Here is a 15615-nt window from a genome sequence, read left to right as displayed (position 1 = left end):
GCGACCGGTTCGACAAAGTGGAACTCTGTCAATCGGTCGCGGGTGCGTCGGTGGCGGCCTCAGCTGGGCCGAGGGCTCGCGGGGGTGCGGTGAGGGCCTGCGTCGCGCCGAGAGTCGCGCCGATTCCCGCGCCGATGGCGGCGAGCGGTGCCGCCATGAGGGCCGCGCCGTACGCGGCGCCGATGGGCGCCGCGGCGAGACCGATCGGTGCGAACGGCAAGCCGATCGCCAGACCGAGTGCACCGCCGACACCTGCGCCGATCAGTGCGAACGGGCTCGCCATCACTGCGCCTGCGGCAGCACCGAGCGCCGCGGAGCCGACGGTCTGACTCGCAACACGATCGGAGCGAGTGCGTTCCATACCGACCGAGTCGAGGAACGTTGCGAGATCGGCCTCGGTGACCGCCGCGGCGTCGTTGAGTTGGATGGCGGGCTCCCGTGGCAGCCAATCCGGCGCCTCGACCTGCACGTTGCCGAAACGCAACATGCCCGGCGGCGGCGCGATCGGCGGCACCGGCGCGACCGGGACCGGGGCGTGCAGGAACTCGACCGGCGACAGATACTCGCTTTTCGGTACCGGCCGTGCCCACTGCAGCGAACTGCGCGTGTCGTCCGGGATTCGCGTTCCCAGGTACGGGCGCACATTCGGCACTTGCGCGGCGGGCCAGGTCGGGGGCTGCTTCGTCTGCTCTGCCTGCACGGCGGGGGTCGCCTCGCCTGAATCCGGGTCGTCGGCCACGAAGGCAACGTGGCTGCCGTGCTCGGTCGGGCTCCCCGGAACGTAGCGGCCGGGCTCGGCGTTCGCGGTACCGCTGCTACCCACCAGAGTGAGAACAACGGGAACCGCTCCCGCCACTACCATCGACCCCACCTTCTGTTGACGCGGACTGATCTTTCTGTGCTTGCCTGTGTCCATGTATCACCCTTCACAATCCAGAGATCTTGTCGATTCGCATTCGGATCACAGGGGCGTCTCGGATGGTCGAGCGTGCCGTGAAAGGTTCGAACCGGGCCGTCACCAGGGCTTTCCGGGCTGTTCAGCACCCTGGATCGTGGGTGAACATGTCCACCATCAACCCCCGGGATCCAGTTCCGAACCCATGCGGTACGAACGCACGCCTTCCGGGTCGGGCGGCGAAAACCCGTTGGGCGGAGAATTTCGCGGCAGGCCATTCTCGGCCTGCGGGTCAGAGGTGGTCGTCCGGCGTGCGCGCGGGGTCGATTCGGGTGGAGGGGAATTCGGCTCCGAGCGTGGGTGGGACGTGCGGGAGTGGGCTGCCGAGTAGCTCGTCCTCGCGATTGCGGATCAACCAGGGCGGGCAGGTGTGGGCCGATTCGGGAGCGGTCGTTCGGGTGCCCGGAGCGAACATACCCGGCGGTATGGCGGTGCCGGGAGATTCGGGGCGAAGCTGTGGTGTGAGGGGGCGGGGCTGGGTGGTCGGCTCGGGCACGGTCGGGCCCCGGACGCTGTGGGCGAGGTCGGGAAAGGGGTTGGGGGAGTATCGGTTCGATGGCGAGCCGATGCGGGAGCTGGGCCGGCTTGCACGGGTGGGATCGTCGGCGGGCGTCGTCGAGGTCGGGAGGGTCGCCGTGGGGTGGGTTTCGGTGGTGGTCGGTGGCGTGGTCGAGCGGTGATCGGGATCGGTGTCCGGTCGCCACCGATCCGCGCCGGGGTCGGTCGCGCTGCGATGGAGCGCGTCCGGCTCGTCGGTGGCGGCTTGATCCTGGGGGATGTGCTGTGCGAATGGGGAATTGGTGGCCGAGGCGGTCTCCTCACCGGCGTGTGGCCGGTGGGTATCGAGGTCGGCCGGATTGCGCCACGCGTCCATGTTCGGAGTGAACCCTGGCGTGGTAATGGCTCGCGCATCGGAGGCGGGACTCGGATCCGTTGCGCCACGGCTGTTCCCGGAGGCATCGGCGGCGCCCGGTGTGGTGATCGTGAAGAACGCCGGGATTCCTGAGCCTGCGGGCGGATAGATCGGGGTGTAGTTGGCGTCCAGGGCCGCGAGGGCGAGCTGATATTGCTCGTCTCGGTCGGATTGGGAGCCGTGGGTCACCGGTGGGGGCACGGTTTTGCGGAGGGCTTCGGCGCCGAAGGCGGCGGCGATCATGCGGTGGCCGGTGCTGTGGGCGATCTCGGCGGTGTCGGTGGCGTCCTGGACGAAGCGGCGGGCGGTGGCCGCGGCGGCGTCGGCGAGGTGGCCGGTCATGCTGTCGGCGAGGGCGGTGTGGACGGCAGCGTGCAGGGTGGTGACGGCGCCGAAGATGCTGTCGGCGATGGTGACCCAGGTGTCGGCGGCAGTATGCATGTCGGCGGGGTTCATGGCTTGGGCGGCGTCGTGGATCTGCTGGTGGGTCAGCCGGGTGAAGTCTTCGACCTGGTCGATGTAGTCGGGGTCGGTGGTGCGGTCGGTGAGGCGGGCCTGGTCGTGTTCGGCGCCCGATTGGCTCAGGCGGGCGCTGCGCCGCAAGGCTTCCGGTTCCATCGGCGTCCCTCCCGTCGTCCAGCTTCCGAGTACTTGGACGCGGGAGGGTCGATGCCGGTTCCCTCTGCGGCCGGTCAGCCTTTGCGGGCTTGCAGGGTGTAGCTGAGGGGCAGGCGTTCGGGGTGTTCGATCAGTCGCCATTCCCACTGTTCGTCGTGGGCCATGCGGCCGGGCAACGGGTTCGAGGGGACGCTGTCGTGTTCGACGAGCTGGGTGAGGGTGAGGTCGGCCTGCAGCAGGGCTTCGACGATCTCGCCGAGGCCGTGGTTCCACTCGTGCGTGATGGTGTTGGCCACCGTGGAATCGGTTTCGACGTAGGTGGTCTCGTCGTTGAACACCATGGGCTCCGCGGTCTCGAAATAGGGGTAGCCGATCGTCAGAGCGTCGGTGCGAGTCTCGTCGATCGACCACAGCACCGGGTGGTACTCCCGCAGGAACAGGCGGCCCCCGGGCCGCAGCAGCGTGGCCACGGTCGTGGCCCAGCGGCGGATGTCGGGCAGCCAGCACAGCGCGCCGACCCCGGTGTAGACCAGCCCGAACCGCCTCCCGCCGAGCGCGGACACCGCCTCGTAGATATCGGATTCGACGTACTCGATCGGCGTGGCGGCGGCGTCGGCCAGCTTGCGGGCCTCGGCCAGCGAGGCGGGGGAGAAGTCGAGTCCGGTCACGGTCGCGCCGAGCCGGGCCAGCGACAGCGTGTCGGTGCCGATGTGGCATTGCAGGTGCACGGCGTCGACCCCGCGAATGTCGCCGAGCCGTGGCAGGTCGAAGCGCACCACATGGCTGAGGAAGGACGGGTCGGTCCGGAAGTCGTCGAAGTGGTAGTCCAGGGAATCGGCGTGTAGTGGGGCGCGATCGTTCCAATTGGCCCGGTTCAGGCCGCGATAGTCGCTCATGATCCTCGACTGTGTCACGAACTGTCGTTGCGGGACCGGGGACTTCGCGCGATATCTCGGTGGATACTTGTCCCGAGCGGTGTGGGAGGCGAGATGGGGACGTCGCGGATTCGGCGGGGACTGGTCGTACTGCTGGCGGTCGCGGGGGTGGCCCTGGTCGGCTGCTCATCGGCGAAAAGCCCTGCCTCGCAGCAGGTTTCGGTACCGTTGACGGACAACCCGTGGGTGGTGGCGGGCCAGACCTCGGCCGCCGGGCCCAGCGGACCCCGGTCCGGGGTGCCGGACGCGAACCTCACGGCCGAGAACGGCGACGGCGGCGCGGTCGACAAGCTGGCCCTCAATGCCATCGCGGATATCGCCGACTACTGGAACGGCCAGTACGCCAAAACCTTTCCGGGCGCGTTCAAACCGGTGACCCGGTTCATTTCCTGGGACTCCACCGCCCCGCGCGCCCAGGCCGTCGAATTCTGCCGCAGCAGTACGTTTCAGCAAGTCAATGCCGCCTATTGCGGTGTCGACAAGACCATCGGCTTCGACCGTGGCACCCTGCTGCCCGGCTTGGTGAAGAAGTTCGGCCCGATGGCGGTGGTCATGGTCCTCGCCCACGAGTACGGCCATTCGATCCAGGCGCAGGCCAAGCTGAACGGTTTCTTCACCCCGACCGTGGTCCGCGAACAGCAGGCCGACTGCTTCGCCGGCGTCTTCCTGCGTGCGGTGGCGGAAGGCAATGCGCGCCACTTCACCCTCAACACCACCGAGGGCCTCAATGGCGTACTGGCCGCGGTGATCTCCTTCCGCGACCGCGAACCGGGCGCGTCGCAGGACGAGCACGGCACCGCGTTCGAGCGCGTCACCGCCGTCCAGATCGGCTACACCGACGGCGCGACCGCCTGCAAGGGCATCACCCGCGCCGAACTGAAGCAGCGCCGCGGCACCCTGCCGACGAGCTTCCAGCCGGGCGACAAGGAACGCCAGCTGCCGGTGGATCAGCCCGATCTGGCGTTGGTGGCGCAGTCGCTGATCCGCACTTATCCGATCCAGCCCGCGCCCGCCTTCGACTACAGCGGAGTCACCCGGGCCTGCCCGAAAGTGACCGTAACCCAGCCGGTTTCGTACTGCCCGACCACCAATGTGATCGGCACCGACATTCCAAGCCTGGCAAAGCGCGCGGCCACTGGCGACACAGGCGACCTCTTCTCCGCGACCGTTGGCGGTGACTACAACGCCTTCGTGGTGTTCGTCTCGCGCTACATGATCGCCGTGCAGCAAGCCCGCCGGCTCGCCATCTCCGGAGCCGACAGCGCCGGGCTGCGCGCCGCCTGCTTCTCCGGGGCCTACAGCACCAAGCTGAGTCGCCCCGGCAGCGATCTGCAGTTGTCCGCAACCGATCTCGACGCCGCCGTCTCCGGACTGCTGATGGACGGCCTGGCCGCCGCCGACGTCAACGGCGCGGTGGTACCCAGTGGTTTCGTCCGGTTGGAAGCGTTCCGGACCGGCGTCCTCGACGGCGAGGACGCCTGCCTGAAGACCTACAGGTGAGCCCGGTCAGGCATTGGGCAGGTGTGCCTCGAGCCAGTTGACCACGTCGGTGAGCACCTTGTCCTGCTCGGGCTCGTTGTAGATCTCGTGGTAGAGCCCGTCGTAGCGGATGATCGTCTTGTCCTTGGCCGCGGCGTCGCGTTCCACCTTGTCGGTGCCGGTGGGTGAGGCGAGGCCGTCGGCGCTGCCGTGCTGGACCAGCAGCGGCGCGGTCAGCCGATCCAGGTGCGCCTTGACGTACTCCCCGGCGCGCAGCATCTCTCCGGCGGTGCGGGCGGGCACGCCGCCGTGATGCACCAGCGGGTCGTCGTCGTAGGCGCGCACCACCTCGGGGTCGCGGCTGACCAGCTTCGAATCCAGTTTCACCACAGGCACGTTCGGCAGGTACTTGGCCACCAGCGGCGCGGCCACGCGCTGCACGGCATTACCGGCCTCGATGTCGATCGCGGGGGCGGACAGCACGAGGCCGTCGACCTCGGGCTGGTCGCGGGTGGCGAAGTAGGCGGTGGTGAGCCCGCCCATGCTGTGGCCGATGACGAATTTCGGCAGCCCCGGGTGACGCCCGGTGGCGGTGGCGAGCATGGTGCGCACATTGTCGGCGGCGGTGTCGAGCGAGCCGATATTGGCGCGGGCGCCCTCGGACTTGCCGTGGCCGGTGTGGTCGAGCGCGTAGACGGCGAACCCGGATTCGGTGAGCCGCCGCGCGACATGGGCGTACCGGCCGGAATGCTCGGCGTAGCCGTGCACGATCACGGCCACCGCGCGCGGTTCGGTGTCGGGCAGCCACGCCTGCCAGAACACCCGCCCGCCCGCGCCTTGGAATTCACCGGTCTCCGTGCGGGTCATCGCCGCTCCCTTCGGGGTCGAATGGTCACCGTGCCGGCGGGAACGCCCGTCCACGACGACGTGCGCCCGAATTGTCACCCTCCGGCGAAGCCATTCTTGCGTATCCGGCGCGGCGCGGAGCGGGACCGCGAAGTTCGCACCCGTGGGCGTGGCAGTCGGCGCGGGGATGACGGCGTTCACGCGGGTCGGACGCGAGGCCGACGCCTCGGAGGGGCCGATGCGCCCGGGTGCGCGGCCGGCGGCGGTAGTGCCGGGCTCGGGTCAGAAGGTGGCGATGCGGTCGATGAGGAGCCGGTTGAACCGGATCAATCGGGCGTAGTTGGCGCGGGAGATGCGTTCGCCGGTGCCGTGGATGCGTTCCAGGTCGGCGGCGGACAGCATGATCGGGGCGAAGTTGCAGCGGGTCCGCGCCAGATCGTCGTAGTAGCGGGAGTCGGTGGCGGCGGGAACCACGCCGACGGTGACGGCCAGCCCCGGCACCACCGCGCGCGCCACATCGGCGACCACCTCGAAATCCGGTCCGGCGCTGGGGTTGGCCGACGGCTCGGAGCAGGTGCCGTCGAGTTCGATGGTGACTCCGTTGTCGCGCACCACCTTCCGGCAGTGCGCCAGGACACCGGCCACCGAATCACCGGGCAGGATACGGAAATTCACGTACGCCTCGGCCCGCTGCGGCAGCACGTTGGACTTGACCCCGCCGCTGATCACGGTGGGCGCGGTGGTGGTCCGCACCAGCGCCTCGGTCTGCGGCCGGGCGGCCAGCACCCGCGCCGCGATCGGCCCTGCCACATTGACCAGTCCGAGCAGGGTGCGCCGCGGTTCGGTCACGAATTTCCGCACCCGGGTGAGCATGTCGACGGCGACCGGGGTGAGCCGCAGCGGGAACGGATGGTCCTGGATCCGGGCCACCGCCCGCGCCAGCCGCCCGACCGCGGTCTGCCGTCCCGGCATGGACGAGTGCCCGCCCACATCGGTGACCGACAGCCGGACCGTCGCGAAGCCCTTCTCGCCCACCATGATCGTGGCCACAGGCACGTCGATGCCCTCGGCGACCCCGACGGTGATGACACCGCCCTCGTCCACCAGCAGCCGGGCCCGCACCCCCGCGTCCCGCAGCCGCCGCGACATCTGTCCCGCGCCGTCGGCCCCGAAGATCTCCTCGTCGTGGCCGAACGCGAGATACACCGTCTGCGTGGGCTCGACGCCGTCCCGCAGCGCCGCTTCGACCGCCTCGAGAATCGCGATCATCCGGCTCTTGTCGTCGATCGCGCCGCGCCCCCAGATGAATTCGTCGTCCACGATCCCGCCGAACGGCGGGTACGGCCAGCCGTCGTGGTCGTCGACGGGCACGACATCCATGTGCGCCAGCAGAATCGCGGCTACGGCTTCAGCCCCGGGCTCTCCGGTGCGCGTCCCCTGCCGCATGCTCCCGGCCGCCCCAACGTCGGCGGTCTTCGCCGCCTGCCCGGCTCCGCCCGCCTGGTGCTCGGCCACCGCGCTGCCCGCCCAGCGGTACAAGCGGCTGTGGCCGAAGCTCTCCCAGGTGAGATGGGCGTGGACCAGGGGGAAGCACTTCTCCAGGTGGCCGGTGAGGCGTTCGAATTCGCCCGGGTCGATACGGCTGTGGTCCTCGTGGGAGACGGTGCGGCAGCGGAGCGCCCCCGCCAGCCGCTCGGCGGTGGCGTCGTCGACGGTGGGCGTGTCGGTCGGCGCGGTGCTGGTCATGGGCTAACCGCCGGTCCGGGGAGGGAAGGTCACGGCCACACTGGCATTGTTCACCAGATCAGGGATCAGGGAGACCGTCTTCTCGTTTCGCCACTTCGGAATCGCCTCGCTGAGGTCGCCGGGCAGGTCCGGGGTGCGGATTCCGGACAGCAGCGGCAGGTGCAGCTGGGCGGCGGTGACGGTGACGGGGGCATTGGCCGGCTGGTGCGCCCACACGTCGTCGACCACGTCGGTGACGCGGATGCCGATGCGATGTCCGGCGGGAATCGGCCAGTCCTGGGCGAGGAGCCGGACCTGTGTGGTCGGGGTGACCGGTGCGATGCCGCGGGTGATCACGGTGGCCCGATTGTCGGGTGCGATGTCGTAGACCTCGACGGTGACGCTGGCCGTGGCGGGACCGTCCAGGGTGAGCGTGGCGGTCGGCGCACCGGACAGCTGCTGATCCTGGGCGAGCGGTTCGGAGACGGTCCAGATTTCCCGGTCCGCGCCGGGCAGCAGCCCGCGATCGTTGTAGCGTCCGGTGCGCAGGTCGATGTCGAGGGCGCGGCTGTCGGCCGGCGGCCACGCCGTCTCCGCCCGCCAGCGGCCGTCGAACTGCCCGACCGTGACGCGCGGGCCGGGCACCGTCACATCCTTGCCCGCCACCTGCCGGTCGAAGAAGGCCAGCAGCTCCGAGGAGAACTGTGTGGCACCGCATTTCTCGCTGCAATCGCGGTGACCCCACTGCCCGAACATGGCCTTGTGCTCACCGGGGCCGAGCCCGTTCCACAGCTGGAAGACCCGGTCGGCGCGAGTGTTGTAGTCGACGAACCCCTGGCCGAGGAACAGCGGAATGGTGTTGCCGCGCAGCTTCTCCACCAGATCGCGGTCGCGCCAGAACGGCGTGCTCGCGTCGTGGTTGCTGGTCTCGGCCAGATACTGCTGGTAGCAGGCCGGATCGATGGACGACGCGTTGGCCTTGTACTCGGCCGAGTCATTGGGATGCGCGGGCGTCGACGCGATCAGCAGGTGCTCGAACCCGGCCATGTCCCCGGGCCGGAAACCTTGTTCACTGATCGGTTTCAGCGAGAACTTCCACGCGATGCCCTGCATGTACAGGTAGGCGTTGGGGTCGGCGACGACTTCGAACGAGGCCACCGCCGCCAATCCGGCCGGCTTCTCGGACAGCCCCATGAGCCCGGTCCACCCCTCGTAGGACACCCCGTACAACCCGACCCGCCCGGTCGACCACGGCTGTGCCGCCGCCCATTCCACCGCGGTCTTCACGTCCGACCGCTCACCCGGCCCCCCGAAGTCCGGGCACCCGTTGGATCCGCCGAACCCGCGCAGGTCCACGATCACATAGGTGTACCCGGCGGCCAGGAGCATCGGCACCGGCAGATCCCCGGTCGACGGCCCGCCACCGGGCCGCAACTCCGTCAACCGCGCCTCGTGCGACCGGTACGGACTCACCGTCATCACCACCGGCGTCCGCACATCGTCCCCGAGCCCCACCGGCCGCAGCACGTCCGCGTGCAACCGCGTCCCGTCGGGCGCGGTGATGAACTCCTCCCGCCACTGATACCCCGGATTCGCGCTCGCCTGCCCCGGCGCGACCACCGCTCCCATCACCAACAGCACGCCGACCACCGCGCGCCACACCACCATCCGCATGCTCACCATAGTGACCTTGGTGGTTGTGCGCGCCCCTGACCAGCCCCAGGAACCTGGGTGCACGATGGTCGGCGGCGTCACGAAGGCGCGCGAGCCGCCCCGGGTAGCCGGCTATTGACTGCTCCGGACGCACTGGCCACGATTGGAGAGCGAACGGCTCGCAAACTGCTCGTCAACGAGGGGCGTTCGATGAAGCGCAAAACCGGGCGCGACACCCTGTACCACGATCAATCCGCGTGGCGGAAGCTCCAGGAGTTTCTCCCGCCCCGGCTCCGGCTCACGGTCGAAGCGGACCTCCCCACCGAGGATTTCTGGGAATGGGAGGACAACAACATCCACCTCGATCAGTATCTGAACCCCGACGCCCCGGCGAAAGTGATCCTGCATCACGGCGTCGGCACCAACGGGCGGCAGCTGAACCTCATTCTCGGTAAGCCGCTGGCCGACAAGGGCTGGGAAGTGACGTCTGTCGACAATCTCGGCTACGGCATGACGCAGGTCCGCCCCGGCGGCACCTACGGGTACACCCAGTGGGTCCAGATGGTCACCGACTACCTGGCCTACGAGAAGTCGCGCGACGATCGCCCGATCGTGCTCTACGGCCTGTCGGCCGGTGGCATGGTCGCCTATCACGTCGCCGCGCACGCACCGCGCGGCACCGTGTGCGGCATCGTCGGCCTGACCTTCCTCGACCAGCGTAATCGCGACGTGTTGATCGCGACCGCGTACAACAAGTTCAGCGCCACGGTGGGTACGAAGGGCGTCGGCGCCCTGGCCCGTTCGCCGATGAAGGGCCTGGAATTCCCGATGAGCCTCGCGTCGAAGATGAGCGCGCTGTGCAACAACGCGGACGCCATGAAAGTGTTTCTGGCGGACAGGACTTCGGCGGGCAATGTGGCGTCGATGAAATTCCTCGACGACTACCGCACCTATGTCCCGGATATCGAACCACCCGATTTCGACGTCTGCCCGATCCTGCACGCCCAGCCCGCCGAGGATCACTGGACGCCGCTGGAATTGAGCAAACCCGTGCTCGACCCGATCGACAAGGTTCCGGTGAAGGTGGTGATGCTCGAGAACGCCGGGCACTATCCGCTCGAGGAACCCGGACTCACCCAGATGGAGCATGCCGTCGACGCGTTCGTGCGCGAGGTCACCGGCACCAACCCCTGAATCACAGAGAGTCGGTACCCCATGGCGAATGTAGAGGAAACCGCTCCCGAGTCGTTGCCGCGCAAGAGCCCGCGGGTGTGGCTGGCCCCCGCGGTTGTGGTGTCGCTGCTGATGGCACTGCTGGCCACCATGTACCTGGCGTACGTGGTGGATCCGTCGAAGCACCTGCACGGTTTTCCCGTCGCCCTGGTCGATCAGGATTCGGGCGATGTGATCGGCGGTCAGCCCACCAATATCGGCAAGCAGATCAATGACGCACTGGTGCAACAGATTCCGGCCGACAAGTTCGATCTGCGGGTGCTGGGCATCAGCGAGGCGCAGCAGCAGCTGAACACGGGCAAGGTGTACGGGGCCATCGTCATCCCCAGTGATTTCACCAAGCGGCTGGGCATTTTCGCGGCGGCCAGTGCCGTGCCCGGCGATGTGGCCCGCCCGCAGATCACGGTGTTCACCAATCCGCGTACCGGGACCTTCGGATCGCAGGTGATGCAGAACATCGCCGGGACGGCGCTGAAACAAGCGAACGATACTGTGGGCCAACGGCTCACCGGCGCCGTGAACACCCAGCTGCAACCCTCCGGCGGCGTCGCCACGCTGCCGGGGCTGAGCAAGCTCATGCTGGCCAAGCCGATCGAGGTGACGGTCACGCCGTTCCATCCGCTGCCCGGCGGCACCGGCGGCGGGATCACGGCCTTCTTCTTCACCATGATGGTGCTGCTGGCGGGCTTCACCGGCGCGATGGTCATCAATGGGATGGTCGACTCCTCCTTGGGTTTCGCGCCGACCGAGTTCGGACCCTGGTATGTGCACTATCCGCCGGTGCCGATCTCCCGGTTGCGCACACTGTTCCTCAAGTGGGCCGTCATCACCGGCGTCGCCCCGGTGGTGGCGGGCATCTTCCTGGGTATCGGGAAGTGGCTGGGCATGCCGATGGACCGGCCTTTGCTGCTGTTCCTCTACAGCACGTTCGCGATCATCGCGGTAGGCATCACCGCGCTGTCGATCGTCTCCGCGCTCGGCACCATGGGCCTGCTGGTGAACCTGGTGCTGTTCATCGTGCTCGGCCTGCCATCCTCCGGCGGCACCGTCCCGGTCGAGGCGATCCCGCGGCCGGTCGCCTGGCTGGCCGATTTCGAGCCCATGCATCAGGTGTACCTGGGCGTCCGCGCCATCCTGTACTTCAACGGCGACGGCTCGGCCGGGCTGAGCCACGCGTGCTGGATGACGCTGCTGGGCTTGGTGATCGGCCTGCTACTCGGGTTGATCGTGACCGGCTACTACGACCGAAAGGAACTGCACCGCGCACCCGCCACGCGGTAGCGCTCAGACGGGTTGCAGTCGCCCGAACTGTGGGCCTTCCGCTGACCCGTCTTCCCGGGTTGGAATCAGCGGCAGGAAAAGGGTGTTCCGTCACCGCGCCGGTTGATTCGATGCGGATGTGGTTGTAGCCGGGATCTTGCTGTGGGATCGGTGTTCGGGGTTCGAGTGCGATGAGCGGTGAAGGCGTCACCGACCTCGTTGCGCCGGTGGTGCGGCTGCGGGCCTTGACCTGGCAGGTGTTCGTTCCGACCGCCGTCTTGGGGATGGGCGGCGGGGCGGCAGCTCCCATGTATCCGTTGCGAGCGCTCGAGCTGGGCGCGAGCGCGGGGGCGGCGGGAATCGTGGTGGCGCTCTCGGGCTTCGGGCTGTTGCTCGCGGATCTGCCCGCGGGACAGCTGATCGCCCGGGTCGGGGAGCGGCGCGCGGTCGCCGCGGCATCGGTGGGCGGGGCGGTCGGTGTGCTCATGGCCATCTTCGCGCCGAATCTGGGGTGGCTGGCGGCGGGGATGCTGCTCACCGGCGCGGCGTCGGCGCTGTGGGGGCTGGCGCGGCAGACCTATCTGGTGGCCGTCGTGCCCGCCGGCGACCGCGGGCGAGCGTTGTCGCTGCTGGCGGGCTCACAGCGGTTCGGGGTGTTCGCCGGGCCGCTGATCGGCGCGGCCGCGACACACGCGTTCGGCGTGACCGGCGCGATGTGGCTGCAACTGGCGGCGATACTCGTCGGCGGAACACTGATGATGTCGGTCAGTGATATCGAGGAGGCCGAGCAGGTCCGGCAGGGCCTGCGTGCGGTGGTGACCGAAAACCGCCGTGTCCTGGGCACACTCGGGCTCGGCGCACTCGCGACCGGCGCGGCCCGAGCCTCCCGGGTCGCCCTGCTTCCCTTGTGGGCGGCGCACATCGGCATGAGCGCCCCGGCCATCGGACTGATCTTCGGAATCGCGGGAGCCGTCGACGTCCTGCTGTCGTACCCGTCCGGCATCTGGCTGGACCGCTACGGGCGCCGCGCGACCGGAACACCCTCGCTGCTGCTGTTCGCGCTCGGCTACACCGCGCTGCCCCTGGCCACGACCGCCGCCGGCTTGTGTGTGATCGCCGTGATCCTCGGAATCGCCAACGGCCTCAGCAACGGCCTGATCATGACCGTCGGCTCCGACGTCGCCCCGCCGTCGTCGCAGGCCGAATTCCTCGGCGCCTGGCGGCTGACCCACGACCTCGGCATGTTCGCGGGCCCGATCGCGGTCGGAATCATCGGCACGGCAGCCACACTCGGCTCCGCCGGCGTCGCACTGGGAGCGGTCGCGACCGCGGGTGCGGTCGCCATCCGCCGCTGGTTCCCAGGCCCCCCGTTATCCTCGGGACAACCAGCGGAGAACACGGGGGAGCGTCGACATGCCCACTGAGACACGGGCGAACGAACTGGCAACGACCGAATCGGATCGGTTTCCGGTGATCGCGGATCCGCGGCCGGACGACGAGGTGTGGCCGGACATGATCTGGCCGGTGCCGACCGGGACCGTCCTGAGCGGGAAGGCCGTGGAGTTGACCGCGATCGACCCGGCCGCCGACGCCGACGCGCTGTTCGCGGCCCTCGATCATGAGCGGGCATGGGCGCATGTGCCCTGGCGGCCCACCGACCCGCGACAGTTCGAAGACAGCCTGCGTCAACGTCATTCGCAGGACGATTGGCACATCTGGATCGTGCGGACGCGCGTGGAGCTCGGCGGCCTCCCCGCCGGATCGATCGTCGGCGTCACCGCCTATCTGGAGGCCCGCCCGCGCGATGCGGGGCTGGAGATCGGGTTCACCCTCTACACCCCGTCGGTGTGGGGCAGCGCGGTAAACCCGGAAGCCAAGCTGCTGCTACTCGAGTACGCCTTCGAGACCTTGAAGGTGGGGCGGGTCCAGTTGAAGACCGACGTCCGCAATCACCGCTCCCAGCAGGCGATCGCGCGACTGGGCGCGCGGTACGAGGGCACGCTGCGCCGTCAGTTCCGGCGCGGCGACGGGACCGTGCGCGACAGCGTGCTGTTCTCGATCATCGCCGAGGAGTGGCCGGAGGTTCGCGCGCGGCTCGCGAACCGAACCGGCCGGACGTGAACGTCAGATCGGGCGCACGTCGATGATCGCGCGCAGGCGGGCGCGGTCGCGTTCGAGGCGGCGGGCCTCGTAGGCGATGGGGAAGTAGCGGACGCGTTCCGGGAGCATCGGGACGAGGCGGCCGATGACCCAGCCCAGGACCCGCAGGGCGCGTTCGTCGTTCGCGGTCCACTCCAGGCCGAGGCGGTCGCGGATGGAGTCGGGGGTGGTGCCGACGGTGCAGAAGTACTGGAGGCGGCCGATGGGTTGGGTGGCCACGCGCCACACCGGGCGCAGGGCGGACGGGATCTGCTTGGGCGGGGCGATGTTCCGGATGACCTTCAGGTAGTCGTGCGCGACATTCGTGGGCACCAGGTGGTTCTCGATCTGGTCCTCGAACCAGGGGAGCCATTCGGCATAGGTGGCCGGAATCTCCTTGGGCGGCACCGAGAAGTTGCGCATGAGCTGCACGACTTCCTGGTAATAGGACTCCTTCTCGGCCTCGGTCAGCTTGTCGCTGGAGAAGTACTTGTTGCCCTCGGTGAAGGCGAAGACCGCGGTGTGCAGCACCCACGCCCACGGGCCTGAGGACAGGGCGCGGTGCTTGACGCCCTGGGCGTCGGTGGAATTCAGGGTGGCATGCATGGTGCGCAGCCGGTCGGCCTCGGCGAGAGCCTCCTCGCCGCCGTAGATCCACATCATGACCGAGGCGATGCTGCGGGCCGCGCGGCCCAGTGCGTCGGTGCGGAAGCTGGAGTGCTCGTCCACCACGGCGGCGATGCTGGGTTCCATGGTCTGGAGCAGGAAGGCCGAGCCGGCGGTGAGGGAGAAGGTGATGAGCCCGGTGTCCTCCCACATCCGGCTGCCGGGTCCGAACGGACGGCGTTCGGGGCGGGCGGCTCCGGATCCCTCGGTGAGCGCGACGGCGGCGGTCATGGTGGATCTCCTTTGATCGACCGTTCCTGACGGCGGTCACGCGCCGACAGGATGAGAGAGTTACTACCGAATCTTCTCATCATGTCGGTGGAGTGGCAACCGTCACGATCGATCGGGATACGATCGATTCGTGGACACCGCTGCCGGTTGGTTGCGCGGCACACCCTGGGGCCGGACCGCCTGGCGGACGGTCCAGGGCCTGTTCGAGATCGAGCTCGTCGATCGCTCGCTGGCGCTGTCCGCGCAGATCTTCACGTCGGTCTTGCCGGTCATCATGGCGGCATCAGCCCTGAGCGGCTGGCATTCCGCGTCCGGCGCGATCCGCTTCCAGTTCGGATTCGATCTCGAGGCGCTGCCCGTCGGTGACGCGGCACAGGCGTCGGATTCGTCGCTGGCCGCGTTCGGCGTGGTCGGTCTGCTGATGGTCGTGTTCAGCGGCACGTCGTTCGCCCGCGCGCTCGGACGGGTCTACGGCGCGGTGTGGCAGGTGAATTCGATCGGGCCACGGGACGCGTGGCGGTGGTTCGCGGCACTGTTCGCGGTCGCCCTGGCGGTCGCGCTGGTCGGGCAGACCCAGAACCTCGCGCGGGTCAGTTATGTGGGGTGGCCGCTCGTGCTGGCCGGCGAGCTCGTCATCTGGACGGTGGTGTGGGCGTTCGCGCCGTTCCTGCTCACGAAGGGCGCGTTGACCCGGCGGGTGGCCTGGGCGACCGGGCTGCTGACCGCGGCGGGCCTGACCGCCGTGCATCTGGCCGGGCGGGCCGTGCTGCCGAGGATCACGGCCAACGCCCAGCGGCACTTCGGGCCCCTGGGGCTCGCTTTCACTTCTGTCAGCTGGCTTTTCGTGATGTCGGTGGTGATCGTCGGCGCTGCCGCGATCATCAAGGCTTTCGCCCTGGACGAGACCGTGATCGGACGGTTTCTGCACGGCTCGAATTGACCATCGCACGATCGAGGCGGGA

The 15615-nt window shown here is 68.8% G+C and carries 13 protein-coding genes; 6 read left to right on the top strand and 7 right to left on the bottom strand.

Annotated elements, in window-relative coordinates; translation table 11 throughout:
• Window positions 1–28 precede the first annotated feature (28 nt).
• The 3 genes from ACQP06_RS25645 to ACQP06_RS25635 all read right to left on the bottom strand — a co-directional run bounded on the left by ACQP06_RS25645 (window position 29) and on the right by ACQP06_RS25635 (window position 3385).
• A complete protein-coding gene (locus ACQP06_RS25645; RefSeq protein WP_433666989.1) occupies window positions 29–862 on the bottom strand; it encodes a hypothetical protein in 834 nt (277 codons plus the stop codon).
• Between the two features lie 325 nt (window positions 863–1187).
• On the bottom strand, window positions 1188–2486 hold the full coding sequence (locus tag ACQP06_RS25640; RefSeq protein ID WP_433666988.1) for a hypothetical protein: 1299 nt from the start codon (window positions 2484–2486) through the stop codon (window positions 1188–1190).
• Window positions 2487–2560: 74 nt separating this feature from the next.
• Window positions 2561–3385 (bottom strand): class I SAM-dependent methyltransferase, encoded by an 825-nt coding sequence (locus ACQP06_RS25635; RefSeq protein ID WP_433673432.1) that lies wholly within the window; start codon window positions 3383–3385, stop codon window positions 2561–2563.
• Between the two features lie 90 nt (window positions 3386–3475).
• Here ACQP06_RS25635 and ACQP06_RS25630 point away from each other — a divergent pair, with 90 nt between their 5' ends.
• On the top strand, window positions 3476–4921 hold the full coding sequence (locus ACQP06_RS25630) for a metallopeptidase (RefSeq protein ID WP_433666987.1): 1446 nt from the start codon (window positions 3476–3478) through the stop codon (window positions 4919–4921).
• Between the two features lie 6 nt (window positions 4922–4927).
• On the opposite strand, the gene ACQP06_RS25625 is transcribed toward ACQP06_RS25630, so the two are convergent.
• From ACQP06_RS25625 to ACQP06_RS25615, 3 genes are all read right to left on the bottom strand, one after another.
• Window positions 4928–5767, bottom strand: coding sequence for an alpha/beta hydrolase (locus ACQP06_RS25625; protein ID WP_433666986.1), 840 nt, complete (start codon window positions 5765–5767; stop codon window positions 4928–4930).
• 261 nt (window positions 5768–6028) lie between these two features.
• Window positions 6029–7492 (bottom strand): M20/M25/M40 family metallo-hydrolase, encoded by a 1464-nt coding sequence (locus tag ACQP06_RS25620; protein WP_433666985.1) that lies wholly within the window; start codon window positions 7490–7492, stop codon window positions 6029–6031.
• 3 nt (window positions 7493–7495) lie between these two features.
• Complete coding sequence (locus ACQP06_RS25615; protein WP_433666984.1) at window positions 7496–9154, bottom strand: CocE/NonD family hydrolase; 1659 nt, start codon at window positions 9152–9154, stop codon at window positions 7496–7498.
• Between the two features lie 180 nt (window positions 9155–9334).
• Between ACQP06_RS25615 and ACQP06_RS25610 the strand changes: the two genes are divergently transcribed.
• From ACQP06_RS25610 to ACQP06_RS25595, 4 genes are all read left to right on the top strand, one after another.
• Entirely contained in the window at window positions 9335–10318 is a 984-nt protein-coding gene (locus ACQP06_RS25610; RefSeq protein WP_433666983.1) for an alpha/beta hydrolase, read from the top strand.
• A gap of 21 nt (window positions 10319–10339) precedes the next feature.
• Window positions 10340–11638 carry a YhgE/Pip domain-containing protein gene (locus ACQP06_RS25605; RefSeq protein ID WP_433666982.1) on the top strand — a complete coding sequence of 433 codons (1299 nt, stop codon included), beginning with the start codon at window positions 10340–10342 and terminating at the stop codon, window positions 11636–11638.
• Window positions 11639–11808: 170 nt separating this feature from the next.
• Window positions 11809–13041, top strand: coding sequence for an MFS transporter (locus tag ACQP06_RS25600; protein ID WP_433666981.1), 1233 nt, complete (start codon window positions 11809–11811; stop codon window positions 13039–13041).
• Window positions 13031–13738 carry a GNAT family N-acetyltransferase gene (locus ACQP06_RS25595; RefSeq protein WP_433666980.1) on the top strand — a complete coding sequence of 236 codons (708 nt, stop codon included), beginning with the start codon at window positions 13031–13033 and terminating at the stop codon, window positions 13736–13738. The genes ACQP06_RS25600 and ACQP06_RS25595 overlap by 11 nt, the downstream gene beginning before the upstream one ends.
• 3 nt (window positions 13739–13741) lie before the next feature.
• Here ACQP06_RS25595 and ACQP06_RS25590 read toward each other — a convergent pair whose 3' ends face one another.
• The gene (locus ACQP06_RS25590; protein WP_433666979.1) at window positions 13742–14653 is read right to left on the bottom strand and encodes an oxygenase MpaB family protein; all 912 of its coding nucleotides are present in this window, start codon (window positions 14651–14653) and stop codon (window positions 13742–13744) included.
• 130 nt (window positions 14654–14783) lie between these two features.
• On the opposite strand from ACQP06_RS25590, the gene ACQP06_RS25585 reads away from it, so the two are divergent.
• On the top strand, window positions 14784–15593 hold the full coding sequence (locus tag ACQP06_RS25585; RefSeq protein WP_433666978.1) for a hypothetical protein: 810 nt from the start codon (window positions 14784–14786) through the stop codon (window positions 15591–15593).
• Window positions 15594–15615 lie beyond the last annotated feature (22 nt).

Source organism: Nocardia sp. CA-136227, assembly GCF_050955695.1.
In the GTDB taxonomy this organism is placed as follows: Bacteria; Actinomycetota; Actinomycetes; order Mycobacteriales; family Mycobacteriaceae; genus Nocardia.
This window is presented reverse-complemented; position numbering and strand designations above follow the sequence as displayed.